At 58.9% G+C, this 26327-nt stretch carries 20 protein-coding genes and 1 tRNA gene; 15 read left to right on the top strand and 6 right to left on the bottom strand.

Going from position 1 to position 26327, the window contains the following annotated elements:
* The first annotated feature begins 98 nt into the window (after positions 1-98).
* From CK911_RS04980 to CK911_RS04995, 4 genes are all read left to right on the top strand, one after another.
* Entirely contained in the window at positions 99-3176 is a 3078-nt protein-coding gene (locus CK911_RS04980) for an FAD-binding and (Fe-S)-binding domain-containing protein (RefSeq protein ID WP_172953961.1), read from the top strand.
* Positions 3176-3664, top strand: a complete 489-nt coding sequence (locus tag CK911_RS04985; protein ID WP_098969202.1) for a hypothetical protein — start codon at positions 3176-3178, stop codon at positions 3662-3664. The genes CK911_RS04980 and CK911_RS04985 overlap by 1 nt, the downstream gene beginning before the upstream one ends.
* 132 nt (positions 3665-3796) lie before the next feature.
* Positions 3797-4258 (top strand): hotdog fold thioesterase, encoded by a 462-nt coding sequence (locus CK911_RS04990; RefSeq protein WP_042022368.1) that lies wholly within the window; start codon positions 3797-3799, stop codon positions 4256-4258.
* Between the two features lie 181 nt (positions 4259-4439).
* The gene (locus CK911_RS04995) at positions 4440-6329 is read left to right on the top strand and encodes a DEAD/DEAH box helicase (protein ID WP_042022369.1); all 1890 of its coding nucleotides are present in this window, start codon (positions 4440-4442) and stop codon (positions 6327-6329) included.
* A 541-nt stretch (positions 6330-6870) separates the two neighbouring features.
* On the opposite strand, the gene CK911_RS05000 is transcribed toward CK911_RS04995, so the two are convergent.
* From CK911_RS05000 to CK911_RS05010, 3 genes are all read right to left on the bottom strand, one after another.
* Positions 6871-8193 (bottom strand): Na+/H+ antiporter family protein, encoded by a 1323-nt coding sequence (locus CK911_RS05000; RefSeq protein ID WP_068979091.1) that lies wholly within the window; start codon positions 8191-8193, stop codon positions 6871-6873.
* 285 nt (positions 8194-8478) lie between these two features.
* A complete protein-coding gene (gene rnt / locus CK911_RS05005; protein WP_162511910.1) occupies positions 8479-9156 on the bottom strand; it encodes a ribonuclease T in 678 nt (225 codons plus the stop codon).
* A 99-nt stretch (positions 9157-9255) separates the two neighbouring features.
* Positions 9256-9978, bottom strand: coding sequence for a phosphatase PAP2 family protein (locus CK911_RS05010; protein ID WP_068979089.1), 723 nt, complete (start codon positions 9976-9978; stop codon positions 9256-9258).
* 256 nt (positions 9979-10234) lie between these two features.
* On the opposite strand from CK911_RS05010, the gene CK911_RS05015 reads away from it, so the two are divergent.
* The 7 genes from CK911_RS05015 to dedD all read left to right on the top strand — a co-directional run bounded on the left by CK911_RS05015 (position 10235) and on the right by dedD (position 19181).
* A complete protein-coding gene (locus tag CK911_RS05015; RefSeq protein ID WP_098969203.1) occupies positions 10235-11356 on the top strand; it encodes a 4-phosphoerythronate dehydrogenase in 1122 nt (373 codons plus the stop codon).
* A 194-nt stretch (positions 11357-11550) separates the two neighbouring features.
* Positions 11551-12567: an aspartate-semialdehyde dehydrogenase gene (locus CK911_RS05020; protein ID WP_098969204.1), complete on the top strand. Its 1017-nt coding sequence runs from the start codon at positions 11551-11553 to the stop codon at positions 12565-12567.
* Positions 12568-12849: 282 nt separating this feature from the next.
* Entirely contained in the window at positions 12850-15057 is a 2208-nt protein-coding gene (locus tag CK911_RS05025) for a FimV/HubP family polar landmark protein (RefSeq protein ID WP_098969205.1), read from the top strand.
* Between the two features lie 203 nt (positions 15058-15260).
* Positions 15261-16070 carry a tRNA pseudouridine(38-40) synthase TruA gene (gene truA / locus CK911_RS05030; RefSeq protein ID WP_042022379.1) on the top strand — a complete coding sequence of 270 codons (810 nt, stop codon included), beginning with the start codon at positions 15261-15263 and terminating at the stop codon, positions 16068-16070.
* A 119-nt stretch (positions 16071-16189) separates the two neighbouring features.
* Positions 16190-17053 (top strand): acetyl-CoA carboxylase, carboxyltransferase subunit beta, encoded by an 864-nt coding sequence (gene accD / locus CK911_RS05035; protein ID WP_042022381.1) that lies wholly within the window; start codon positions 16190-16192, stop codon positions 17051-17053.
* 2 nt (positions 17054-17055) lie between these two features.
* Complete coding sequence (folC, locus tag CK911_RS05040) at positions 17056-18315, top strand: bifunctional tetrahydrofolate synthase/dihydrofolate synthase (protein ID WP_172953962.1); 1260 nt, start codon at positions 17056-17058, stop codon at positions 18313-18315.
* A 74-nt stretch (positions 18316-18389) separates the two neighbouring features.
* Positions 18390-19181 carry a cell division protein DedD gene (gene dedD, locus CK911_RS05045; protein ID WP_098969207.1) on the top strand — a complete coding sequence of 264 codons (792 nt, stop codon included), beginning with the start codon at positions 18390-18392 and terminating at the stop codon, positions 19179-19181.
* Positions 19182-19286: 105 nt separating this feature from the next.
* Here the strand turns inward: dedD and CK911_RS05050 are convergent, their stop codons facing one another.
* A complete protein-coding gene (locus CK911_RS05050) occupies positions 19287-20624 on the bottom strand; it encodes a flavohemoglobin expression-modulating QEGLA motif protein (protein ID WP_042022387.1) in 1338 nt (445 codons plus the stop codon).
* 158 nt (positions 20625-20782) lie between these two features.
* On the opposite strand from CK911_RS05050, the gene CK911_RS05055 reads away from it, so the two are divergent.
* Entirely contained in the window at positions 20783-21238 is a 456-nt protein-coding gene (locus CK911_RS05055; protein WP_082186808.1) for a YbjN domain-containing protein, read from the top strand.
* 134 nt (positions 21239-21372) lie between these two features.
* Positions 21373-21460, top strand: a tRNA-Ser gene (locus CK911_RS05060).
* 266 nt (positions 21461-21726) lie between these two features.
* Here CK911_RS05060 and CK911_RS05065 read toward each other — a convergent pair.
* Positions 21727-22443, bottom strand: a complete 717-nt coding sequence (locus tag CK911_RS05065; RefSeq protein WP_098969209.1) for a DUF2982 domain-containing protein — start codon at positions 22441-22443, stop codon at positions 21727-21729.
* 245 nt (positions 22444-22688) lie between these two features.
* On the opposite strand from CK911_RS05065, the gene recR reads away from it, so the two are divergent.
* Both recR and htpG read left to right on the top strand, forming a co-directional pair.
* A complete protein-coding gene (recR, locus tag CK911_RS05070) occupies positions 22689-23291 on the top strand; it encodes a recombination mediator RecR (protein ID WP_068978499.1) in 603 nt (200 codons plus the stop codon).
* 212 nt (positions 23292-23503) lie between these two features.
* Positions 23504-25417 (top strand): molecular chaperone HtpG, encoded by a 1914-nt coding sequence (gene htpG, locus CK911_RS05075; protein WP_068978498.1) that lies wholly within the window; start codon positions 23504-23506, stop codon positions 25415-25417.
* A 95-nt stretch (positions 25418-25512) separates the two neighbouring features.
* On the opposite strand, the gene CK911_RS05080 is transcribed toward htpG, so the two are convergent.
* Positions 25513-26298: an ABC transporter ATP-binding protein gene (locus tag CK911_RS05080; protein WP_042022398.1), complete on the bottom strand. Its 786-nt coding sequence runs from the start codon at positions 26296-26298 to the stop codon at positions 25513-25515.
* Positions 26299-26327 lie beyond the last annotated feature (29 nt).

The following is a 26327-nucleotide window of genomic DNA, read 5'->3' on the forward strand; positions in this document are numbered from 1 at the left end:
CACATGTGAGCGGACTGGTCTGATTGCCATTGATAGGCGGCTGGCCAGTCGTTGTCGCCGGCGTGCCGGCATCAAGCAAAGGATGGGAACAAGGATTCATGATCCCGAGACTCGATTACCAGGACAGTTTGTCACCCGCAACCCTGCAGTTTCTTGAGTTGCTAGAGCGCAGCGCATTTCGTGGTGATATCGAAAAGTCTTATGCAAGCCGGTTGGCGATGGCGACGGATAACAGCGTCTATCAGGTAGTACCCCAGGCGGTTCTCTATCCGCGCAGTGCGGACGACATAGCAGCAATGCTCAAGCTGGCCGCGGAGCCGGCGTTCGCTTCCTTGAGTTTTTTCCCTCGTGGTGGCGGTACCGGCACCAATGGTCAGTCATTGGGCGGCGGCATTATCGTCGATCTCTCCCGTTATATGAACCAGATCATGGAAATTAATCTGGAAGAGGGGTGGGTGCGTGCCCAAGCCGGGGTGGTAAAAGACCAGCTCAACGCCTGGCTCAAGCCCCATGGCTACTTCTTCTCGCCAGATCTTTCCACCTCCAACCGCGCCACCCTGGGCGGCATGATCAACACCGACGCCTCGGGGCAGGGGTCCCTCGTGTACGGCAAAACCTCGGATCATGTGCTGGGGCTCAAAGCGGTGCTGGAGAACGGCGACATCATGGCCACCGAGCCGCTGACCGGTGAGCGACTGGCTGACAAGCTGGCGCTGGAGAGTCGGGAAGGGGAGATCTATCGCACCCTCTATCGCATCGGCAAGGAGCGCCGCGCCGACATCGAAGCCATCTTCCCCAAGCTCAACCGCTTTCTGACTGGCTACGATCTCAAGCACCTCTATCAACCCGATAGCGACACCCTGGATGTGAGTCGGGTGCTGTGCGGCTCGGAAGGATCCTTGGGCTTTATCACCGAAGCCAAGCTCAACATCACTCTCATCCCGCGCTACCGCACCCTGGTCAACGTCAAGTACGACAGCTTCCCCTCGGCCCTGCGCAACGCCCCCTTTATGGTGCCGGCGCAAGCTCTGTCGGTGGAGACGGTGGACTCCCGGGTGCTGGGGTTGGCCCGCGCCGACATCATCTGGCATTCGGTGAAAAACCTTATTCAGGATGTGCCCGGCAAGGATCTGCAGGGGCTCAATATCGTCGAGTTTGCCGACACCGACGAGGCAGAACACAAGGCCAAGGTGACGGAGCTGTGCCGCCGTATCGACGACCTGCTGGCCAAGGGGGAAGCCGGGATCATCGGCTATCAGGTGTGTGACCACCTGCCGAGCATCGAGACCATCTACACCATGCGCAAGAAGTCGGTGGGGCTGCTGGGCAACGCCGAAGGGCGCAAGAAGCCGGTGGCCTTCACTGAAGATACCGCCGTGCCGCCAGAGTCGCTGGCCGATTTCATCATGGAATTTCGCGCTCTGCTCGATGGCCACGGCCTCGATTACGGCATGTTTGGCCACGTCGATGCCGGTGTGCTGCACGTGCGCCCGGCGCTGGATCTCTGTGATCCGGAGCAGGAGGTGCTGCTGCGCCGCATCTCCGATCAGGTGGTGGCGCTCACCGCCAAATATGGCGGTCTGATGTGGGGGGAGCACGGCAAGGGTTTTCGTTCCGAATACAGCCCGGCCTTCTTTGGCGAGCTGTGGGAAGAGCTGCAGCGGGTCAAGGGGGCGTTCGACCCGGCTAACCGTATCAACCCGGGCAAAATCTGCATCCCCTATGGCAGCGGCGCCGAGCTGGTGTCGGTGGATGGCCCCAAGCGCGGCAAGTTTGATCGCCAGATCCCGCTCGCGGTGCGTACCAGCTACACCCGCGCCATGGATTGCAACGGCAACGGCCTCTGTTTCACCTTCGAGACCGACTCCCCCATGTGCCCCTCGGTCAAGATCAGCCGCGATCGCCGCCACTCCCCCAAGGGGCGGGCGGGCCTGATGCGCGAATGGCTGCGCCAGCTGGCGGAACAGGGCTTCGATCCGTTGGCGGAAGAGGTGGCGCTGCAATCCGGTGGCGTGCGCTTCAAACAGCTGGTGGACAAGGTGCGCAACAGCTGGGCCAAACAGCGCGGCGAGTATGACTTCTCCCACGAGGTGATGGAGGCGATGGCGGGCTGTCTGGCCTGCAAGGCCTGCACCAGCCAGTGCCCGATCAAGGTGGATGTGCCCGATTTTCGCGCCCGCTTTATGCAGCTTTACCACGGCCGCTACCTCCGTGCGCCGAAGGATTACTTCGTCGGCACCGTCGAAAGCTATGCGCCGCTGCTCGCCAAAGCGCCGAAACTGGTCAACTTCTTCCTGGAAAAAGAGTGGGCCCAGAAGGCGACCGAGAAGAGCATCGGCATGGTCGATGTGCCGCTGCTCTCGGTGCCGACCCTGGCCGAGAGCCTGCACGACAACCGTGCCCGCTATTTTGACCTGCCGGGGCTGGAGCGGATGAGCGCCGAGCAACGCCAGCAGGTGGTGCTGATCGTGCAGGATCCCTTCACCAGCTATTACGATGCTCCAGTGGTGCGCGACCTGGTGAAACTCGCCAGCAAGCTCGGGTTTCAGCCCTACCTGCTGCCCTTCAAACCCAACGGCAAACCCCAGCATATCAAGGGGTTCCTGCGAGCCTTTGCCCGCACCGCCGCCAACAGTGCCCAGTTCTTCAACAAGGTGGCTGCGCTCGGCATCCCCATGGTGGGGGTGGATCCGGCCATGGTGCTCTGCTATCGCGACGAATATACCAAGGCGCTGGGTTCGGCCCGCGGTGATTTTCAGGTGCTGCTGCCGCAGGAGTGGTTGCTCTCGCTGCCGGCAGATCAGCTGCCCGTTAGCGCCAACAAGGCAAAGAACGAGGAGGGGAGCGAACCCGAACCCTGGTATCTGTTTGCCCACTGCACCGAGAAGACCGCCAAACCCTCGACTCACGGCGACTGGAGCACCCTGTTTGGCCGCTTCGGGGCCAGCTTGCAGCCGGTCGCTGTGGGTTGTTGTGGCATGGCGGGTACCTATGGCCACGATGTCAAACAGGTCGAGAACTCCAAGGGCATCTATGGGCTGAGCTGGGCCGAGCCACTTGCCCGTCTGCCCAAGGGACGCTGTCTGGCCACCGGCTATTCGTGCCGCAGTCAGGTCAAACGAATGGAGGGGGAGAAGCTCAAACATCCATTGCAAGCCCTGCTGGAGCTGCTCTGATGCTGCGTTTTCCCAAGCGGTTTAGGGTGCCGAAGGCCTATCGGCACCCGCGTTTCTTGTTGTTGCCTGCCACCCCCGCTCAGGCGGTGGTGGAGTTTGTCGCCATGTTGCGCGAGCGCGAGCAGCTCCATCAGCTGTTTCGCCCGAACGATATCTGGCCCTCCGCCAACTTCAGCTTGAGCCAGCACCAAGGGGATCTGGAGTGGCAGCAGTCAGAGTTTCTGGCCAAGCGTTCCTTTGCCTATGGCCTATGGAGCTCAGCTCGAGAGCCGCAATTTTGGGGCGGGGTTTATCTCTATCCTTCGGTGCTACCGGAGGTGGCGGTGGAGCTCTTCTTCTGGAAGGTGGCCGAGGCGCCCATCACGGATGAGGAGTTGGAGGCGCTGCTGCGCGACTGGCTCGCCAACGTCTGGCAGTGGCCTGAGCCTCGGCTGCCGGGGCGGCAAGAGTCTTGGGACGAGTGGCCAGGGGTGACTTATCCCTGGTGACATCCCGGTTGCTGTTATCACTTATCAAGCGGCCCCTTGCTCGGGGCCGTTTGTTTTCTGACCCGGTTGGCCGATGCTGGGTGTGTCACCCCATCGGCACCAATCCATTACTGATTTAAGGAGTTGCTTGCCATGAGTCACGATATTGCCCCCATCTGGCGTAAACCCATGAGTCTGGACGGGCTCAATGCCACCTCTCGCAACACCCTGATGGCCCATCTCGACATCGTCTATACCGCCTTTGGCCCCGATTGGCTGGAAGCGACCATGCCGGTGGATCATCGCACCCACCAGCCCCTTGGCATGCTGCATGGCGGCGCGTCTGTGGTATTGGCGGAAACCTTGGGATCGATTGCCGCCAACATGGCGGTGGGGCCAGATAGCTATTGCGTGGGACTGGAGGTGAATGCCAACCATCTGCGGGCCAAACGGGAAGGGGTGGTCAGCGGGCGTTGCTCACCGCTGCATCTGGGGGCGACGACTCAGGTGTGGCAGATTGAAATTCGGGATGAACGTGAGCGTTTATTGTGCACCAGCCGACTGACCATGGCGGTGCTCAAACACAAGCGGGGCAAGGACTCCAGCGAGGAGTGATCTGCAATAACGCCCTAAGGGTGCAAAATAAGCAAGCTATAGTCGCCAGATCCCTCTATAATTGCCAACGTCTTGAGAGGCTTATCACATTTTTCAAGACAGCAGAACAAAGTGGCGCTATAATCGCCGCCTTTTTGCTATTCCGCGGTGTTTAGCCGCCTGCCTTAATCTGGAAGAATCTATGTCTGATACCGAACAACTGCCCCTTTTTAGTGAGCTTGGACTGGCCGCGCCTGTATTGAAAGCGCTGCAGGACGTGGGCTATGAGCGCCCGTCACCGATCCAGGCCGCAGCAATTCCCCACCTGATGGCGGGACACGATCTGCTGGGGCAGGCGCAAACCGGTACAGGGAAGACCGCTGCTTTTGCCTTGCCTCTTTTATCTCGTCTGGAAGCTGGTAACCGCAACACCCAGGTTTTGGTGTTGGCACCTACCCGTGAACTGGCGCTGCAAGTTGCTGAGGCGTGCCAACGTTACGCCAAGCACATGCCTGATTTCCACGTTCTGCCTATCTACGGCGGTTCCTCTTACGAAACCCAGACCCGCGCACTGCGTCGTGGCGCTCAGGTTGTTGTAGGTACTCCTGGCCGTGTGATGGACTTGATCCGTCGCAAGAACCTGGACCTCTCCGGCCTGAAAGCCCTGGTTCTGGACGAAGCTGATGAAATGCTGCGTATGGGCTTCATCGACGACGTTGACTGGATCATGGACCAGTGCCCGAGCACCCGTCAGGTTGCCCTGTTCTCTGCCACCATGCCGGACCAGATCCGTCGTGTTGCCCAGAAGCACCTGAAGCAGCCGAAAGAGATCAAGATTGTCTCCAAAACCTCCACTGCCCCGACCATTCGTCAGCGCTACTGGCAGGTAACCGGTCTGCACAAGCTGGACGCTATGACCCGTCTGCTTGAAGTAGAGCCGTACGAAGCAGTACTGGTTTTTGTGCGTACCAAGAATGCTGCCGAAGAGCTGGCTGGCAAGCTGGCCGCTCGTGGCCACGCTTGTGAAGCGCTGCACGGTGACATCCCGCAGAAGTTGCGTGAGCGTACCGTTGACAAGCTGCGTCAAGGTCAACTGGACATCCTGATCGCGACCGACGTAGTTGCCCGTGGTCTGGACGTTGAGCGTATCACCCACGTGGTGAACTACGACATCCCTTACGATACCGAATCCTACGTTCACCGTATCGGCCGTACCGGTCGTGCTGGCCGTAAGGGCGAAGCCATTCTGTTTGTGGCTCCCCGTGAGCGTCGTATGCTGCGTGCCATCGAGCAAGCAACTCGTCAGGCCATCGAGCCGATGAAGATGCCGAGCACCGAAGACATCAACCAGCACCGTATGACCAAGTTCAAAGAGCGCATTCGTGAAACCATGATGGGCGAAGAGCTTGAGATCTATCACAACCTGGTGAACGAGCTGATCGAAGAAGATTCTGCCGATCCGCTGGAACTGGCTGCCGCACTGGCCAAGCTGGTTCAGGGTGACCAACCGCTGCTGCTGGATGACTCCATCCCTGATCCGCTGCTGAACGCCAGCAATGATCGCGGTGGTCGTGACTTTGAGCGTCGTGATGGTGGCCGTGATTTTGGTGGTCGTGACTTCGCTGACCGTGGCGATCGTCCTGCCCGTCGTATGCCTTCCCTCGAGCCGCGTCCGTTGAAGGACAACCCGGATGTCGAGATGGAGCGCTATCGCGTAGACGTGGGTGCTAACCACGGCGTCAAGCCGGGCCAGATCGTTGGCGCTATCGCTAACGAAGCGAACATCGAGAGCCGTTTCATCGGTAACATCGACATCGCTGATGACTTCTCCACCGTTGATCTGCCGAAGGGTATGACCGGCGACGTGCTGGAAGTGATCAAGAAAGCTCGCGTTTGCCAGCGTCCGCTGCAGATCAGCCGCTACACCGAAGTACCTGCCGGTAGCAACACTGCCAGCCGTCCGCCGCGCAGCGATCGTCCTTTCAACAAGGATCGTCGTCCGAGTGGTGACCGCCCGTTCAATAAGGGTGGGGATCGCCGTGAAGGTGGTGCTGACAAGCGTAAATTTGGTGGCAAGCGCCGCGAAGGTTAATTGCTGACCCAGTGATAAAAAGGCCGCTCATCGAGCGGCTTTTTTTATGGCTGCAGTTTGCCCCGTGTTAGCACAACACCATCAAACGGGCCATGGCTTTAGCCGATGGCTACCGCGTTCGGAGGTGTTGTGTCGGTCTATATAAGCCCTGTTTCAGGGCGATTGTGGTGCTATCTGGGGTAAACAGTCGTTCTGCTACCGAGGCTACTGGGCTGCGGTTGTTCTTATTATCGAGAGCCCTGAGAGTGGGGAGTGTGCGAAGAGCAGCGACATCTGTCATATGGGCAACCAGAAGAAAAGAGAAGAGCAATATCTATGGTTTTCAGCTCAGGCTGTGGAATGCCTTGTTCAAGCGATTGCTGAACAGCGCGCGGGGCAACTTGGGAGATCGGGATCAGTGGCGGTGAGCTGATGGCTTCGATGTCATATCTGACCGACGGCTCTTGTCACGGTTGCGCTTGGCCATTGGTTAGCGCGAATGAAGAAGGCGACCCTGAGGTCGCCTTCGTTTTATGCATAGTGCCTTGGTCAGATATACGGGTCAGAGCACCATGGCTGCCACCCAGCCGAACAGGATGAGCGGGATGTTGTAGTGAATAAAGGTGGGCACCACGCTGTCCCAAATATGGTCGTGCTGGCCATCGGCGTTAAGGCCGGAGGTGGGGCCCAGGGTCGAGTCGGAGGCCGGTGAACCGGCATCCCCCAGCGCGCCTGCGGTACCGACCAGTGCGATGATTGCCATCGGGGAGAAGCCGAGCTGCAGACAGAGCGGCACATAGATGGTGGCGATGATGGGCACGGTGGAGAAGGAAGAACCGATCCCCATGGTGATCAGCAGGCCTACCAGCAGCATCAGGAAGGCGGCGATGCCCTTGTGCTGGCCGATGCCGGAGGCGACTACCTCGACCAGACTATCGACCCCGTGGGTCGCCTTCATCACGGCAGCAAAGCCGGCGGCGGAGATCATGATGAAGCCGATCAGCGACATCATGCGCACCCCCTGGGTGAAGGCATCCTGGCTTTCGCGAAACTTGATGACGCCGCCGCAGGTGAAGATGACAAAACCGGCCAGCGCACCCAGTACGATGCTGTTGGTCATCAGTTGCAACCCGAGGGCAACGCCAATGGCCAGCAGGGCGACCCAGATATGGGTGAGATTGAGTTCAACGGTCTCTGGTTCGGCTTCCAGGATCTTGGCCAGATCATATTGGCGCGGTTTGCGATAGCTGATGAACACCGCGATGAGCAGACCCAGCAGCATGCCGCAGACCGGAATGGCCATGGCCAGCGGGATCTGGCCGGAGGTGATCGGCACGCCGTTATCGATCAAGTTCTTGGCCAGAATATTGTTCAGGAAGATGCCGCCAAAGCCAACCGGCAGCACCATATAGGTGGCGGTCAGGCCAAAGGTGAGGACACAGGCGACCTGACGACGGTCGATCTGCATCTGCGCCATCACATGCAACAGCGGCGGGATCAGAATGGGGATAAAGGCGATATGAACCGGGATCAGGTTTTGGGACGAGATGGCCACGGCCAGCACGGAAGAGAGCAGCAGGGTTTTGACCCACATGATGCGGGTCGAGCTGGCATCTTTGCCCAATTGGCTGATCACCTTGCGGGCCAGCAGGTCGGTGATCCCGGAGCGAGAGATGGCAACCGCAAAGGCGCCCAGCATGGCGTAGGAGAGGGCAATCTCGGCGCCACCGCCCAGGCCACCACTGAAGGTGGTGAGGGTCTCTGTCAACGACAGCCCACCGACCAGGCCGCCCGCAATGGCGCCCAGCGCCAGCGAGACCACCACATTGATCCGCAGCAGACTGAGCACCAGCATCAGTCCGACTGCGATAACAACTGGATTCATTTGATTTCCTTATAGTTTGTTATTGCTGTCTGTCATGTGAAGGGGAGTTAGTTTGCGAAAAATGTGACAAATGTCGAGAAAAAAATCAGTCAAACCCCTCATATCGCAGCAGCAGGTGGCGCAAGGTTGATCAACATGAGGGTTTGTGACCTGTTTGTCTCCGTGCATCGCGCGCACAGCGGTTGATAGTGAGGTGATGGTGAGGTTGATAGTGATTTCCGGTGAGCCGTGCGATCAATTACATCCCCGAAAAAACGAAGGCTGCCAGTGGCAGCCTTCGTCCGTTTATTCCTGCCCCTCATGGTCGGCAGGGGTATCCGGCGTGTTGTCATCCGGATGGGCTGGCGGCCAGCCCCCCATGCTCTTCCAGCGGTTGACGATATGACAGAACAGCTCGGTGGTGCGTTCGGTGTCATAGAGGGCAGAGTGCGCCTCTTTATTGTCAAACGGGATGCGGGCGCTCTGGCACGCCTTGGCCAGCACGGTCTGACCCAGTGCCAGCCCGGAGAGAGCGGCGGTGTCGAAGGTGGCAAACGGGTGGAACGGATTGCGCTTGAGGCCAGCCCGTTCGGCGGCGGCCATCACAAAGCCGTGATCGAAGGTGGCGTTGTGGGCCACTATGATGGCGCGGCCGCAATCCTGCTCCTTCATCCCTTTGCGGATCCCCTTGAAGATCTCGGTCAGGGCCTCTTTTTCCGAGACAGCGCCACGCAATGGGTTGTAGGGATCGATGCCGGTGAACTCCAGCGCGGCCTTTTCCAGGTTGGCCCCTTCGAAGGGCTCGACATGAAAGTGGAATACCTGATCGGGAACGAGCCAGCCCTGCTCATCCATTTTCAGGGTGTAAGCCGCGATTTCGAGCAGGGCATCGGTCTTGGCATTGAACCCGGCTGTTTCAACATCGATGACGACGGGGTAAAAACCACGGAAACGGCCCTTGAGGGTATGAACTGCGTCGGTCATGGGATCTCGGTCGGGATAAAATGAGGCGGCATTATGGCAAAAAAGCAGAGGCTTGTCCTCCCATCCCACGCAGGATGCCGCGCCAAGATGGCGCCCGATTCAATATCTGTGCAGCCACCAGCGGGCGGCGATCAGCGCGGTGAGCGTGCCAAGCAGGGCGCTGGCCAGTACATCCACTGGCCAGTGCATCCCCATCACCATGCGCGACATGCCAACCCCCAAGGCCCACAGTGGCAACAGCCAGACCCCAGTGGGGGCGCGGGCCAGCCAGATGAGGCCAAAAAATTGGGCCAGGCTGATGGCGGCGATACTGTGGCCAGAAGGGAAGGCGTAATTCACCTCCTTTTGCCAGTGGTGGCCGAGCCACTCGGGCAGGGCCAGCAACTGGCTGGCGGCGTGAACCTGTTCGCTGCGCACATCGACACTACTGGCGTAGAAGCTCTTGATGGCCGGGATCAGCGCCTGACTCTCCAGCCAGAGCAGGTAGGGTCTGGGCTCTTCGGTCAGGTGCTTGATCAGGCTCTTGAGCACCCAGTCGCTGGCAAGCAGGGCCGCCAGTGCACACCCCAGCGCAATAAAGGGCGCCAGCTCCAGTTTGAGTTTGTAGCGGGTCAGCAGCAGCAAGAGGGCGCCACTGACCCCGATCCCGGGAATATCGACCATGCGGGTGAGGGCGTATGACCACCATAACCAGCCAGATTGCAGGGAGCCGGTCAGAAAAGGCTGCCAGGGCAGCGTGGCGAGTAGCAGCAGGGGCAGGGTTAGCAGGGCTGTGAAGCCGAGCACCTGGCTGCGAGAGAGTGACGTGGTGCAAGGAGGCATGGTCGTTGGGCGCTAGTGAGAAAGTGGCGCATTGTGCCATTAGCCGATCTACGGGCAAAGTCGGGCGGATGATTTGTTACCTCTGCTTACATATTTGCGACCCGATCCCGAGCCCGGAGCGGGTTATCTGCTGCTTGTGGCGCTGCGATGAGGGAATGTCGCGCCCTTTCACCGCTGATTGCATCACAGGCTGAAATCTCGGGCGGCTTTGCGCTAGAATGGCGCCCCCGTGGCGGTTGTGACCAAAGAGAGCCCGATGAAGATAGTCGTTGATGAGAATATGCCCCATGCTGTCGAGCTGTTTGCCGAATTTGGCGAGGTGGTCGCCTTGCCCGGACGGCAGATGCAGGCCCGCGATCTGCTGGATGCCGATGTGCTGCTGGTGCGTTCGGTCACCCGCGTCAACGGCGATTTGCTGGCGACCAGCCCTAAACTCGGGTTTGTCGGCACCGCCACCATAGGTACCGACCATGTGGACAAGGCCCTGCTGGCGAGCCGCAATATTCCCTTCTTCAGCGCCCCCGGTTGCAACAAGTATTCGGTGGGGGATTATGTGCTCTCCGCCCTGCTGGTGCTGGCTGAGCGCTATGAACTTGACCTCTCGGCCATCTCCCTGGCGGTGGTTGGCGCGGGTAATACCGGTGAGTGCGTGGCTGGCAAGGCCCAAGCGCTCGGCATGCGGGTGCTGCGCTGCGATCCCCCCAAGGCGCGGGATAATCCCGCCGGCGGCTTTGTCGATTATCACACTGCGCTTAAGGCCGACATCGTCAGCTTTCACGTGCCCATCACTCGTGAGGGCGCTGATGCCACTTATCACTTGCTCGATGAGCAGGCGATTGCCGCGCGTCCTGCCGGACAGATCCTGATCAATGCCTCACGGGGCGAGGTGTGGGATAACCGGGCCCTGTTGGCGCGGCAGTTGAGCGATGAGCCTTTGCGACTGGTGATGGATGTGTGGGAAAACGAGCCCGAGCCACTGGCAGAGCTGGTACCCCATACCGAGATTGCCACCCCCCATATCGCCGGTTACAGCCTGGAGGGGAAGGCGCGCGGCACCTGGATGCTCTATCAGGCGCTCTGCCAGCAGCTGGGGCGCCAGCCGCGTCAGGATTTGAGTCAGTTGTTGCCTGCCCCCGATGTGCAGGCGGTGGTGCCGGGCCGCGCGCCGGATCAGGCGCTGATCAAGCAGCTGGTGCATCTGGTCTATGACGTGCGCCGTGATGATGCCCGTTTCCGGGCCCGACTCGGCCTGCCTGGCAGCTTTGACGAGCAGCGCAAACACTATCCAGAGCGCCGTGAACTATCCTCCCTGCAGGTTGAGGGGGCGTTTGCCAACCAAGGGCTGGGCGAGCTGGGATTTGCGCTATCACGCCCCTGAGTCGGGGCTTTTATGATTTGAAAGATAACTGGCAGGTGTGAGCTGTTCGTGCCACATCGCCGCCATTTTTACTGTTCCGGCGCAGCGTCTTCTGCGCCGGAACAGCCATCTCAGGCGAGGGCGTCTCGATCCAGGAGGCCCTGCCGACCATGGCGCCAGCCGGTGCCATTGCAGCATTATCAGAGGAGAACAGAATGAGCCAGCAGTTTAACGTAGCGGTATTGGGTGCCAGCGGCGCCGTGGGTCAGGCGATGATCGAGATCCTGGAAGAGCGCGAATTTCCGGTAGCGACCCTCTATCCGCTGGCTTCCAGCCGCAGCGCCGGTGATACCGTGCGTTTTGGCGGCAAGAACCTCGAGATCCTCGATGTCGAGGAGTTTGACTGGAGCCAGGTGCAGATCGCGCTGTTCTCCGCCGGTGCCGAGGTCTCTGCCAAGTGGGCGCCGATTGCTGCCGAGCACGGCTGCATCGTCATCGACAACACCTCTTGCTTCCGTTACGACGAAGATATCCCGTTGGTGATCCCGGAAGTTAACCCGGGCGCCCTGGCCGATTTTCGCAATCGCAACATCATCGCCAACCCTAACTGCTCTACCATCCAGATGCTGGTGGCCCTGAAGCCGCTGCACGACGAAGTGGGTATTGCCCGCATCAACGTGGCGACTTATCAGTCCGTGTCAGGCTCCGGTAAAGAGGGGGTTAGCGAGCTGGCAGGCCAGACCGCCCATCTGCTCAACGGCCGTCCGGTAGAGCCGACCATCTATCCGCATCAGATTGCCTTCAACCTGATCCCGCAGATCGACAGCTTTACCGACAACGGTTACACCCGTGAAGAGATGAAGATGGTGTGGGAAACCCAGAAGATTCTGGGTGATTCCAGCATTGCTGTGAACCCTACCTGCGTACGGGTGCCGGTCTTTTATGGTCACGCCGAGGCGGTACATGTCGAGCTGCACCAGCCGCTTGATGCCGAACAGGCCAAAGATCTGCTGCGCAATGCGCCAGGTGTGACCCTGTTTGATGACGAAGGGGATTATCCGACTCCGGTTCGCGATGGGACTGGCAAGGATGAGGTGCTGGTGGGACGGGTGCGTCAGGATATTTCTCACCCGAGCGGTATCAATATGTGGATCGTGGCCGATAACGTTCGTAAGGGCGCGGCAACCAACAGCGTGCAGATTGCCGAGTTGCTGGTTCGCGACTATCTGTAAGGCCAGATAGCCTTGGTAAAGGCGCAGCAAGGAGTGCTGCGCCTTCACAGTAACAGCGGGGCGTCTGTGACCTGAGCCGCACTCTACTGCATCCAGATTCTGTTGGGATATCAACTGATTAAGTTTTTTCCTACACTCAGTGGCACATTCAGTGACACATCGGGTGCTAAATGTGTCGGACAGCTGGCTTGCCAGGCGAGCCTGATTTATATTGAACCGACTGTTTTGGGGTAACTATCCAGATTTTTCAATGTGATAGGGCCGTCATACGAAGGAACGAATATGGGACATTCCCGCATAACATTGGCAACACTACTCGCATTGGGTCTGCTGGGCACCGTCCAGGCTGAAGACTCGGCGCGGGAGCCTTTTTTTGTCGAGCTAAAAGGCCCTGACGAGCCGGCACCTCCTGCCGTTAATCGTCAGCCACTGGTCCAGCCACAAGCAAGACCCGTGGCGCAACCGGTACGCGCAACCGCCCAGCCGGTGGTGCGTCAGGCCACTGCCAATGCCGGTAGCTATGGCCCTGTTCGTCCTACCGACACCCTCTGGAGTCTGGCGAGCAAATATCGCCCCGCCAGCGGTGTCAGCGTCTACCAGACCATGGTGGCGATTTACGAGAAAAATCCCCGCAGTTTTGCCGATGGCAATATCAACCACATTCTGGTGGGATCTCGGATTTTGCTGCCCAGTGCAGCAGAAGCTAGTGTGATAACCGATGCTCAGGCCCGTCAGCGTTTTAACAGTGACAACGCCAGCTGGAAGGGGCTGAGCCCCAAATATCTGGCTGACAAGCAGGCCCACACGGCCAAACCGGTAGCAGCCAAACCCGCGAAAGTTGAGGCGGCCAAGACCGAGCCGGTGAAAGCCGCCCCGGCACCGCTGCCAGTGGCGAAAGCTGCACCTATTCCAGTCCCTGTGGTGGCACCGCAACCGGCTGCCGAAACCAAAGAAGTGGCCAAGGTCAGCGAACCGGCGCCAAAAGAGGCGGTGGCTCCCGCTGCTGTGGCAAGTGCAGCACAGAGCACCACGCCCGCACCGCTGCCATCTGACCTGGATAAGCCGATTGGCAAACCGGCTACCGAGATGGCGCTGGCGCTGGAAGATGCCAATGCCCAGCTCGGTCAGGTCACCGAGATGAACCACAGGCTCAAGCTGCGTCTGCAATCACTGACCGAAGAGGTGGAAACACTCAAGGCCCAACTGCAGGACCAAACCTCGCTGCAAAAAGAGATTGCCGAGCTCAAAACACAGCCAGTTGCGCCGGTGGCAGCCGCCCCTGAACCAGAAAAAAACTGGTTGATGGATCTGCTCGCCTCACCGCTCAACCTCGCCATGATCATCTTGCTGCCGGTGCTGCTGGTATTGGCGCTGGTGACCCTGTGGTTGCGTGCCCGTGCCCGTCGCGAGCTGGAAGAGCAAGAGAAGAGTCTCTCCGAATCCACCGCCATGATGATGGATCAGGAGCAGAGCGAGTTTGACGATCTGCTCAGCATCGATGTGACCGATAATGAGCCTGTGCGTCCGGTAGCGGATCTCAATACCCCTGATGGCTTTATGCCGGTTGAGCCTGATTCACCGCAGCGGCCAGATGTGGATCTGGTGTTCAGCGATGATGGTGAGGTGGCGCTGGAGGGTTTCGAGCCCGAGCGGATGCCCGCCCAGTCCGCCAGCCGGGATCCGGATTTGGTGCCTGATCTGGATCTTATCCATGACGAACCGAAGGCGCAGCTCAAGCAACCGGCCATGGACTTGGCCAGCGAGTACAAGCCCAAGGCGAGCAACGAGGTAATGAGCGAAGAGGAGCTACAGGCGGCCCTGTTTGCCGAGCTTGATGCTGATCTCTCTGCCGATCTCGACCCCGATTTGAGCTCCATTGACGAGGTTGGCGCTGCTGACGACGATCTGGCCAGCTTCGATCTCAGCGATTTCGAAAATGCCCTCGATGAGCCAACTGCTGGCAAAAAAGGCGATGATCACGCCATTGATCTCAGTGCCGCAGACGGTGCGGACGAGAGCGCGGATGCGATGCTGGCCGAGCTGGGTCTCGAACCCACCAAGGTCAAGGAGGCCGAGCTGGATCTGGAGTGGGATCCTAACGAGTTGGCGCTCTCTGATTTTGAGGATGCCTTTGCCGAGGTGGAGTCCCATCAGGGGGATGTGAAACCGCGTGAACAGGCTAACGAAGGCGGTTATGTCGAGATCGACAAGCTGCTGGCTGAAGCGGATGCGACTGCGTCGGAACCTGAGCCTTATCAGGGCTTCTCGCTGGATGTGGGGCTGGATGGCTTCCCCGAGGTGCTGCCCAAATCCACCGGCTTTGACGTCGATGCCGATGACGGTGGCGTGGGGGCCAAGCTGGATCTGGCCCGTGCATACCTCGAGATTGATGACAAGGATAGCGCCCGCGAGCTGCTGCAGGAGGCGGCAGAGCAGGGCAGTGATCACCAGCGCGCCGAAGCCGAGAAGTTGCTCAAGCGGTTGGCGTGAGTCATGGTCCAGTAACCGATTAACACAAGAAGGGCAGCCAGCAGGCTGCCCTCTTCTTTTGGCGAGTGGCTATGTGGGGGGCAGGTGCCTCAGAGGTTGGCCATTCTGGTCAATTGCGCACGTGGTGGGACTTTTCGGGCTGAGCGCGTATAATCCGCCCCGTTTCTTTCATCGCTTACTTTCACTACAAGATACGTTTATCCATGCGAATTGCCCTTGGCATTGAATATGACGGCAGCCGGTATTTCGGTTGGCAGCGTCAACGAGAAGTGATCAGCGTACAGGCTGAACTGGAAAAGGCCCTGAGCCGGATTGCCAACCACCCTGTCTCCATCCAGTGCGCCGGACGCACCGATGCCGGGGTCCATGCAACCGGTCAGGTGATCCACTTTGATACCGACGCAAACCGCGGCGAAGGGGCCTGGACCCTGGGGCTGAACTCCAACTTGCCACCGGATATCGCGGTGCGCTGGGTCAAGGAGGTGGATGAGTCGTTCCACGCCCGTTTTAGCGCCACCGCCCGTCGCTACCGTTATGTCATCTACAACCATAACTACCGTCCGGCGATCCTTGGCAGTGGGGTTAGCCACTACCATGAGACCATCGATGCTGAATTGATGCATCAGGCGGGCCAGAGCCTGATTGGGGAGCATGACTTCACCACATTCAGGGCCATTGCCTGTCAGTCCAACACCCCGTGGCGCAATGTGACTCACCTCTGCGTCAGTCGCCAAGGCCCTTATATTGTGCTGGATATCTGTGCCAACGCCTTTTTGCACCATATGGTGCGCAATATCACCGGCTCGCTGCTGCTGGTGGGGCAGGGGCTCAAACCGGTGGAGTGGATTGCCGAGGTGCTGGCGGCCAAGGATCGCAACCTGGCCGGGCCGACTGCCAAGGCCGGTGGCCTCTATCTGGTGGATGTCGATTACCCGGCCGAGTTTGCCCTGCCCCAGTTGCCGCTTGGCCCGCTGTGGCTGCCGGACTCGGCACCGGGTACGACCAGTTTTTAGTAACTGCGCCCAAAAAATTGTGGTTTAATGACCCGTCATTTGTTGCCATCGAGCTAGTAAGTCATTGAACAATCTAGTCTCGATGCGTATTGTCAGGCACAAAAGCATTAAGGAATTCCATGAGCTGGCTTGAGAAGATTCTTCCCAAGAGCAAGATCACTGCGCCCCGTCGTCACAACATTCCGGAAGGGGTGTGGACCAAGTGCAGTGCTTGTGAACAGGTGCTCTACCGGGCAGAGTTGGAGCGCAACCTCGAAGTGTGCCCCAAGTGTGATCATCATATGCGCATCAGCGCCCGTGCCCGTCTCGAGAGTTTCCTCGATGAGCAGGGTCGTACCGAGATCGGTGCCGAGCTGGAGCCGCAGGATGTATTGAAATTCAAGGATTCCAAGCGCTACAAGGATCGTTTGTCTGCCGCTCAGAAAGAGACGGCTGAAAAAGATGCGCTGGTGGTGATGAAAGGGACCCTCAAAGGGGTACCGGTTGTCGCCTGTTCGTTCGAATTCTCCTTCATGGGCGGCTCCATGGCCTCCGTGGTCGGTGCCCGTTTCGTGCGCGCCGTCGAGGAGTGCATCAAGGATGGCCGCGGTCTGGTCTGCTTCTCCACTTCCGGTGGTGCTCGCATGCAGGAAGCCCTGTTCTCCCTGATGCAGATGGCCAAGACCAGCGCGGCGCTGGACAGACTTACCAAGGCGGGTCTGCCCTATATCTCTGTGCTGACCGACCCCACCATGGGTGGTGTTTCCGCCAGCCTGGCGATGCTGGGTGACATCAACGTGGGTGAACCCAAGGCGCTGATCGGCTTTGCCGGCCCGCGTGTCATCGAGCAGACCGTGCGCGAGAAACTGCCGGAGGGCTTCCAGCGCTCCGAGTTCCTGCTGGAGAAAGGCGCTATCGATTTGATTATCGATCGCCGCGAGATGCGTAATCGTCTGGCCAGCTTGCTCGCCAAAATGCTGAATACTCACATCATCGAAGAGTGAAGATGAGTTCAAACATGCAACAATCCCAAAGCCGGTCGCTTGTCGACTGGCTTTCTTATTTGGAGCAGATCCACCCGGTCAATATCGACATGGGGCTGGATCGGGTCGGTGCCGTTGCCCGGCGTATGGGTCTCACCCAGCTGCCGTTCAAGGTGATCACAGTGGCCGGTACTAACGGCAAGGGCTCCAGCTGTGCCATGGCGGCCAGCATTCTGATGGCGGCTGGCTATCAGGTTGGGATCTACTCCTCTCCCCATCTGCTGCGGTTTACTGAGCGGGTGCGGGTCAATGGGCAAGAGCTGGCCGATAGCGAGCACTGCGCGGCGTTTGCCGAAGTGGAAACGGCCCGCGGTGAGATTGCGCTCACCTTCTTCGAGTTCGCCACCCTGGCGGGGTTGTGGCTCTTCTGCCGCGCCGCGCCGGATGTGCTGCTGCTGGAAGTGGGACTGGGCGGTCGGCTCGACGCCACCAATGTGGTGGAGTCCGATGTGGCGATGATCACCTCCATTGCCCTCGATCACTGCGACTGGCTGGGTGATACCCGCGAGGCGGTGGCGGTGGAGAAAGCCGGCGTGTATCGCGTTGGCAAACCCGCCATCAGCGGTGAGCCCAATCCGCCAGCGACCATCGCCAGCGAGGCGCTGCGCCTCGGTGCCTCCTTGCGTCAGGTGGGGATCGACTTCTCTGGCAAAGAGCACGAGACCAGCTGGGATTACCACGGCCTCAACCAGTGGCGGGATCTGCCAAAGCCCGCTTTGCCGCTGATGAATGCGGTGACCGTGCTGGCGGCGCTGGAGTCGCTGGGCTTGCCGCTGCCGGAGTCTGCCATTCGTGACGGGCTGGCCAATGCCCGACTGGCTGGCCGGATGCAGCGGCTGCAAAGCGCGCCGCTGGTCATCGTCGATGTGGCCCACAATCCCCATTCGGCGGCCTATTTGGCGGCCCAATTGCGCCAAATGCCCTGCGCAGGTGTGCGCCGTGCCGTGGTCGGCATGCTCAAAGACAAGGACATGGCGGGATCGCTTGCTGAACTCGATGGCCTGATTGGCCAGTGGTATCTGGCCAGCCTCACCGGCCCGCGCGCCGCCACGGCCACGCAGCTTGCTGCAGCGCTGGGGGAGGGCAAGGGGCCTGTGCACTGTTTTGATGAGGTGAGCGGCGCTTATCAGACCGCGTTGGCCGCTTCGACTCCGGACGATATGGTCATTGTGTTTGGTTCGTTTTACACTGTCGCCGACATTCTGGCGGGTGTCGCCATCTAGGCCACACCCCGGCTCCCCGGCCCTCGGGCGGGGAGCCAAATCGCATATTGAGTTACGTAAAGGTAGGATTCAACTTGGCCTCGAAGTTTCAAAACCGTCTGGTGGGCACCGTCATCCTGGTGGCCCTGGTTGTTATTTTCCTGCCGGACTTGCTGGATGGTCACAAGCTGGCGCAAAAGGAGGAGGCCTTTGCCAAGATCCCGCTGCGCCCTGATTTGGAGCCTGCCAAGCCTGCGTTGCAGGTGTCGGCGGCGACCAGTTTGCCCGCCGAGCATCTGGCTAGTCAGCAACAGGCCTCGGCGGCCCAACAGTGGCAAGTGGAAGAGGTGGCCGATCCCATGACTCTGGCGAGTCAAGGGCAGGGCAATTCTGCTGCGCAGCCGGTTACCCCAGCGGTCAAACCCCAGCCCAAACCGGAGGTGGTGGCCAAGAAACCGGTTGAGCAACCGAAGCCTGCCCCTAAGCCGGTGCCCAAGCCTGTGCCAACCAAACCGGTTGAGGTCGCCAAAGCGCCTGCACCTGCGCCAGCCAAGCCGCAGGCGGGTCAGATCAAATCCCTCGACGATCTGATTGAGAGCAAGATGACGCAGCCGACCAAGCCTGCGCCAGCTGCTGCCGCGCCAGCTCAAGGCAGCTGGATCCTGCAGCTCGGTGCGTTCAAAAACGTCGACAGCGTCAATGCGCTGGTGGGCAAGCTGCGGGCAGCCGGCTATTCGGCCCACACCTCGCCACGCACACCGGTGCAGGGGCAGATCAACCGGGTCTTTATCGGTCCTGATGTCTCCAAGGACAAGCTGCAAGGCATACAGGGGCGGGTTTCCCAGATGACCGGGCTGAGCGGTTCAGTGGTCGTTTACAATCCGTGATGGTTGGTCTGAGCTAATGCGTTGCCAAAAAAGCCCCCTCGTTGCACCAGGGGGCTTTCGTTATCTGCAGGGGCACCGATAGGGTGCCCCTTCTTTATCTGCGGCTCAGTCTATCTCGATATCCACTGGCGCTATGATGGGATTGGCGACCGGCAGGTGGTGAAACAGTTGACGGAAATGGCGCTGGACTCGCCCTATGTCGATCAGCGACATGCCGGACGAAAAACCGAACCAGACGTAGAGCCCGGTGAGATCACGAAACATCGGCGGCAGGTAGCGGGGGGCAGCAATCAGTCCTTCCAGATAGTGCTGATAGAGCACTGGAATATCATCCAGCGTCACCTTGCCGACAAACAGCATCGGCAGGATCTCCGGCACCCCCTCCAGCACCGCGCTGCGGATGAAGTTGACCGTCTCCACATAGCCACGTACGTAGGAGAGATCCTTGGTAAAGCAGGCGCCGCCGCCCACCATGCCGCCCCGAAACACCCGCTGGGTGATTTTGTAGGCATCGTGCTCGCTGGCCCCCTGTTGCACGAAGTGCTGAAATACTTCGATAAAGTTGGCGCCGCGCTCGGCCATGTCGATGGCCATCACCCGATCGGAGATTCGCTTGGCCCGGTCCGGAAAGGAGCTGAAGGTGAGCGTCTCAATCAATACCGCCAGCCCTTCCTGACAGGCGGTGATGCGCGGCGAGCCAGCGCTCAGCCAGGTGGCATAGGGCTGCTGACGGCCATTGAGGGTGGTGCCGACATGTACCCACCCTTCGTGTACCTCCAGTACCTGCAGATCCAGTTCGGAGAAGCAGGCGTGGGAGTTGAGCTTGATGTAATCACCACCGGCAGCCGCATCGGAGACAATCCCGTCGCTCAGCTTCACCTGCACTGTGCCATCACTGAAATAGGTCGATAGCTTGTTTTGCAACTTGGCAACGGCCGCTTCCCCTGAAAATGCCTTGGGGTAGGGGCGCACCAGATGACGGGCGCCAGGCAGGGAGAAGATATCGCACAGGCGGGAGCCCAACTCCTTGAGGGTTTTGCGATCCCCGCGCAGGTGATCGCTGGCAGAGCCATACAGTAGCTGGCTATAGCGCAAAAAATCCGGTTGCCCGCGCTGGCGCAGCATCTCGCTCACCACCATGTACTGGTCGACGGTTTCTTGCAAAATGCGACCCAAATCATCCTGTGGCCCCAACTTTCTGCGGATCCTGTCGCGAAGTTCCTTTAGCTCCAGATACTTGTTGCGCGGGTCGAAACCAAGGGAGAGGGTATCGTAGAAATGGTGATCAATAGCGGGCAGTTCTCGCCCCCCTTTGGCCAGAAAATCAGCCTGCAGGTGGCGTGGCCACTTGATGGCATCCAGAATGCGGATCGGTTTTTGCAGGGCAAGCAGCTCATCCGAGAGAGACTTCAGATGCAGGCGGTACTTTTCTTGGATGGTCATGGGGCCCCCTGTGGGGCAAGCGTAGACGTGGATTGGGCTGAGTATATGCATAGTGCTTGCCAAAAAGAAGCGGGCGGCAGGGTTATCGGGCTGGTGTGCTTTTGGTTGATAGAGAATTGGTTTAGACTGCGCCCCTTGATCCAAATCTTGTCGTGGAAATGATGAATATCCCCAGCTCCGAAATGGTAATGCGTTGGTTGCAACAGGCTCGTATCGAACACTATGTCTGCGACCAGTGTCATGGTATCCACATTGTCTCTTTGCAATCGGTAGATGGTATTCAGGAGAGTCGAATTTTTGTCGAAGAGGAGGGACTGCTGTTCTCCTCCGAGCTGGAAGTACGCCCTTCCGCTATGCTGCCGCTGGTGGCTGATCTGGGTCGACTCAATATGCAGTACCCTTCGCTCAAGGTGTTCCTCGATATTATCGATGACAACCTGCCGCGACTGGTGGTTGGTCATACCATCTTTACCAATGCCGGACTGACGGTTGAACAGTTCCTGCTGTTCGTCCAGAGCACCATAGCCGCGACCCATGAACTGGTTGCAGAGTGCGAGCGCTCAGGTTTCCTCAACCTCGCAGACATTCAGGTATCACCGGAATCTGTGCATTAAGCGCGCAAACAAACCGGTAATTGAAAAAAGCCGTTGACGAAGGAGGGGCTTTCTCCTACATTACGCCCCGTTCCAGCGCAACAGCGCAGTGAACTCCGTGTTGGCTGAACACGTAAAACTACAGACCAAAATTTGGTGAGGTGTCCGAGTGGCTGAAGGAGCACGCCTGGAAAGTGTGTATACGGCAACGTATCGAGGGTTCGAATCCCTCCCTCACCGCCAAATTAAAAAAACCGACCTCAGGGTCGGTTTTTTGCTTTCTGGCAAACCAGGAAACCAGTTAGAGCTATTGATGTGGGAGAGTGAGCCCCTTTACCGGGTTATTTGCCGACAATCTGAATTTAAACAATATCCCTTCCTGCATTTCAACTCCCCAATTCTCTCCGTTGATCAGGCTATCGACGTTTTTGAATGTAGACAGTCATCAGCCAATAACCGGCTGTGGCGATCTTGTCGCGCCGAATGGCCATATGCGTCAGTCATGGGGGCTAGGTTGGGGGTGACTCGGTCTGCATCATCATTATTGCCTCTTGTTGATAGTGGCGTAGCAGGGTTAGAAAGGCCTCTGGTTGCCGGTCCAGGCTGTCAATGGGGATCAGCAGGTCATAGCCGAGCAACTGGCGTAAACGGCTCATCCGCTGCGCCAGCATGGCAATGGCCCCGTCATAGTGTTGCCCTTCGTGGGAGCGAAATCGTCCCTCTTCCAGCAGATCGCCTCCCAGCAGGGGATCGCCGCAACTGCCGCTCAGGCAGCCCGGCTGTTCGCTTTGCATTGCGTGCAACAGCACACTGCGCTGCTCGGTCAGCAGATGAACCGCCAGCCGCGGGGTGATCAGGGGTAAAAACTCGTCATACCGTTTGATTTTGAAGCCAATGTAGGGAAGGGGATGCAGATCCCAACCCACATGAACCCGCGGTTGATCAACTCGCACAATGTTGTTCCATTTAATCGCCCAGCCACCATACCTGTGGTGGTAGTGCAGATAATCCCGGCACAGGGAGAGGCTGACCGCAGGCTCGTTGAGCTTGAGCCAGCCGATAAAGGTCATCATCAGGCCGGTCAGTAGTAGCGCATAAGCCGGGATCAGGGGATCGCTGGCAAGTCGCCAGATCAGCAATAACATCAGGCTGGTGATGAGCACACCGGAGCAGAGCAGGGTCAATCCGTTACGGCGGTTCAAGGGCTTCAAGTGGCGTGTTTTCATCGGTTAGCTCCTCTCCTGACGGTTGGCGCGGCAATGATGCAAATGGCCATCTGTGGCCAAGTATAAGGGGCGCCCTTTTTTGAAAGCCAGCCACCCCGGTTGATGGATGAGTGCTGGCGGGCCGGAAAGCTGATGGCAGCGACGCGCCTGCTCGGGTATAGTCCTGCGCCAATAGCGTGATCCAGTTCAGCTGACCTGTCGCGGCCCTGAGGGGGGCGGCAGATCGGCCCGGTGTAAGGAGTGTTATGAAGTTCAGTCCCCTGCTTGATGAGATGATGAAAGCCCTGCAGGTATTGCCTGGGGTGGGGCCCAAGTCTGCCCAACGGATGGCGTTTACCCTGCTTGAGCGCGAGCGCAGTGGTGGCTTGCGACTGGCGCAGTTGCTTAGTCGGGCGCTGATCGAGATTGGCCACTGCAGCCACTGCCGCACCTTTACCGAGAACGATCTTTGCGAGATCTGCGCCAATCCCAAGCGTGAAGAGAGTGGCCTGCTCTGCGTCGTTGAGAGCCCGGCTGATGTGGCGGCGATCGAGCATACCGGTCAGTTCTCGGGTCGTTATTTTGTGCTGATGGGGCACCTGTCACCCCTTGATGGCATTGGCCCGGAAGAGTTGGGGCTGGAGATCCTGGAGCGACGTTTGCAAACGGAGTCGATCGGTGAGCTGATTTTGGCCACTAACCCCACTATCGAAGGGGATGCAACCGCTTGGTATATCGCCGATATGGCCCGCGCAGCCGGTATCAAGGTCAGCCGCATTGCTCATGGTGTACCGGTGGGCGGCGAGCTGGAGCTGGTAGATGGCACTACGCTTTCTCATTCGCTGATGGGGCGTCAGCCGCTGAATTGAGTCTGCCTCGGCTTCCTCTGAACGGTACTCTTCATCACAGCTTAACCCGCCAAGGCGGGTTTTTTTTTGACTGAATAGGTGGCCTTTGGCGTTTTTTGGCGCAAAAAACGCCATCTGCACTGCCAAGATTTTTTTCCCCCTTGAAATGAGTCGTCACGGCCCCATCTTGTATCAGGAATATGTTCAACCCGAATTGCCTGAGGATAGTGTCGATGACCCAAAGCGTTCATGCCGAAACCCACGGGTTTCAGACTGAAGTCAAACAACTGCTGAGCCTGATGGCCCACAGCCTCTACTCCAACAAAGAAGTGTTCCTGCGCGAGCTGATCTCCAACGCCTCCGATGCGGCGGACAAGCTGCGTTTCAAGGCGCTTTCCGATGCCTCTTTGTTTGAAAACGACGGCCAGTTGCGCGTTCGCCTGGTGGTTGATAAAGAACAACGGACCCTGACCATCTCTGATAACGGCATTGGTATGAGCCGGGATCAGGTGATCGAGCATCTGGGCACCATCGCCAAGTCCGGTACCGCCGACTTTTTCAAGAACCTCTCCGGTGATCAAGGCCGCGACTCCCAGCTGATCGGTCAGTTCGGGGTCGGTTTCTACTCCGCTTTTATCGTTGCTGACAAGGTGACCGTGGTGTCCCGCGCTGCGGGTACCGAACAAGGTCAGGGCGTGCAGTGGGAATCGGAAGGGGAAGGCTCCTTCACCGTGGCTGATGTGACCAAAGCCGGTCGCGGTACCGACGTGATCCTGCACCTGCGTGAAGAAGAGGGCGAGTTCCTCGATGACTGGCGTCTGCGCAGCGTGGTTGCCAAGTATTCCGACCACATCAGTGTGCCGGTCGAGATGTACAAAGAGGGCACCCCGGATCGCGAAGAAGAGGGTGAGACCATCGTCGGTACCCCTGGCGAGTGGGAGCAGGTCAACCGTGCCACCGCACTGTGGACGCGCAGCCCGAAAGAGATCAAGGATGAGGAGTATCAGGAGTTCTACAAGCACGTCGCCCACGATTTTGAAGATCCCATGCTGTGGGGCCACAACCGGGTAGAAGGGGCGCAAGAGTATACCAGCCTGCTCTATATCCCGGCCCGGGCGCCGTTTGATCTTTACAACCGCGAACAGAAGCATGGTCTGAAGCTCTACGTGCAGCGCGTCTTTATCATGGACGACGCAGAGCAGTTTATGCCGACCTACCTGCGTTTCGTCAAAGGGGTGCTGGACTCCAACGATCTGCCGCTCAACGTCAGCCGCGAAATTTTGCAAGACAACAAGGTGACCGTCTCCCTGCGCAAGGCATGCTCCAAGCGGGTGCTGACCATGCTGGCCAAACTGGCCAAGGATGACAGCGAGAAGTACGCGACCTTCTGGAACGAGTTCGGTAACGTGCTCAAAGAGGGGCCGGCCGAGGATCACGCCAACCGTGAAGAGATTGCCAAGCTGCTGCGTTTTGCCAGCACGGCGGGCGAGGGCGAAGCCCAGACTGTCTCCCTCGAGGATTATGTTGGCCGGATGAAGGAAGGCCAGCAGAAGATTTATTTCATCACGGCTGATAGCTTCGCTGCTGCCAAAAACAGCCCGCATCTCGAGATCTTCCGCAAGAAGGGTGTCGAAGTGCTGCTGATGTCCGAGCGGGTCGATGAGTGGCTGATGAGCCACCTGACCGAGTTCGACGGCAAGCAGCTGGTCTCCGTCACCCGTGGCGAACTGGATCTGGGTGATCTGGAAGATGAGGCATCCAAGCAGGCGCAGGAAGAGGCCGAGAAAGCCAATGCCGGTCTGGTGGAGCGTGCCAAGCAGAGTTTGGGCGAAGCGGTAAAAGAGGTGCGTGTGACTCACCGTCTGACCGACTCTCCCTCCTGCATCGTCACTGATGCTTATGGCATGAGCACCCAGATGATCAAGCTGATGCGTGCGGCTGGCCAGCCGGTACCGGAGCAGAAGTACATTCTGGAGCTCAACCCCGACCACGCGCTGGTGAAGAAGCTCGACACCATCCAGGATGAGGCGCTGTTTGGCGAGTGGGTCACCCTGCTGCACGAACAGGCTCAACTGGCCGATCAGGGTGGTCTTAATGACCCGGCGAGCTTTGTCTCCCGCATTAACCGGTTGCTGCTGCAAGCCTGATAACTCTTTGTGCTAACAGCAAAAGGCCACTGCATCTGCAGTGGCCTTTTTTGATCTGCGGTCGTCCCGATCTCGCTTGGACGCAGCCGTTACGCTTATCTGCGGTATTCGTTGTTGTAGTTCTGGATCAGCCGGCGGGTGATATCGTGCTGGGGATCGGCAAACACCCGCAAGGTCTTGCCGCGCTCCACCACCCGACCCTCATGCATTACCAGCACTTCGTCACTGATATGGCTGACGATGCCCAGATCGTTGGCCACCAGCACATAGCTCAGCCCCATGGTCTCCTGCATCTCTAGCAGTAGATTGATGATCTGGGAGCGCACCGAGATGTCGAGGGTAGAGAGCGCTTCGTCAGCCACCACGATTTTCGGATTGAGGATCAGCGCGCGAGCCAGCGCCACCCGCTGCTGTTGACCCGCAGAGAGCATCTGGGGATAGAACAGGGCGTGATCCGGTAGCATGCCGACCATGCGCAGGGTCTGGATCACTTTCTCATTGCGCTCCTCATTACTCATCCCGGTATTGAGACGCAAAGGGGTCTCCAGGATCTGGCCAACCCTGATCTTGCGGTTGAGCGAGGTGTTGGGATCTTGAAAAATCATCCGCAGCAGTTTGCAGCGGGTCTGGTAATCCCCGTGCACCATCAGCTGGCCGTCGATGGCGATATCGCCGCTGGTGGGTTCGATCATCCCGGCCAGAATGCGGGCGAGGGTACTCTTGCCAGAACCCGCCTCGCCGACGATGGCGAGGGTCTGGCCCACTTCGAGATCGAACGAGAGGGGCTTGATCGCCTCCACCGCCTGACGACGGAACAGACCGGTGCGGTTCTGGTAGGTTTTGCTAAGGCCTCTGACCTGCAACAGGGATGGCTCGATCACAAGCGGGGCTCCTTCATGGGGGCATTAAC

Source organism: Aeromonas sp. CU5, from assembly GCF_002586745.1.
GTDB lineage: Bacteria > Pseudomonadota > Gammaproteobacteria > Enterobacterales > Aeromonadaceae > Aeromonas > Aeromonas sobria.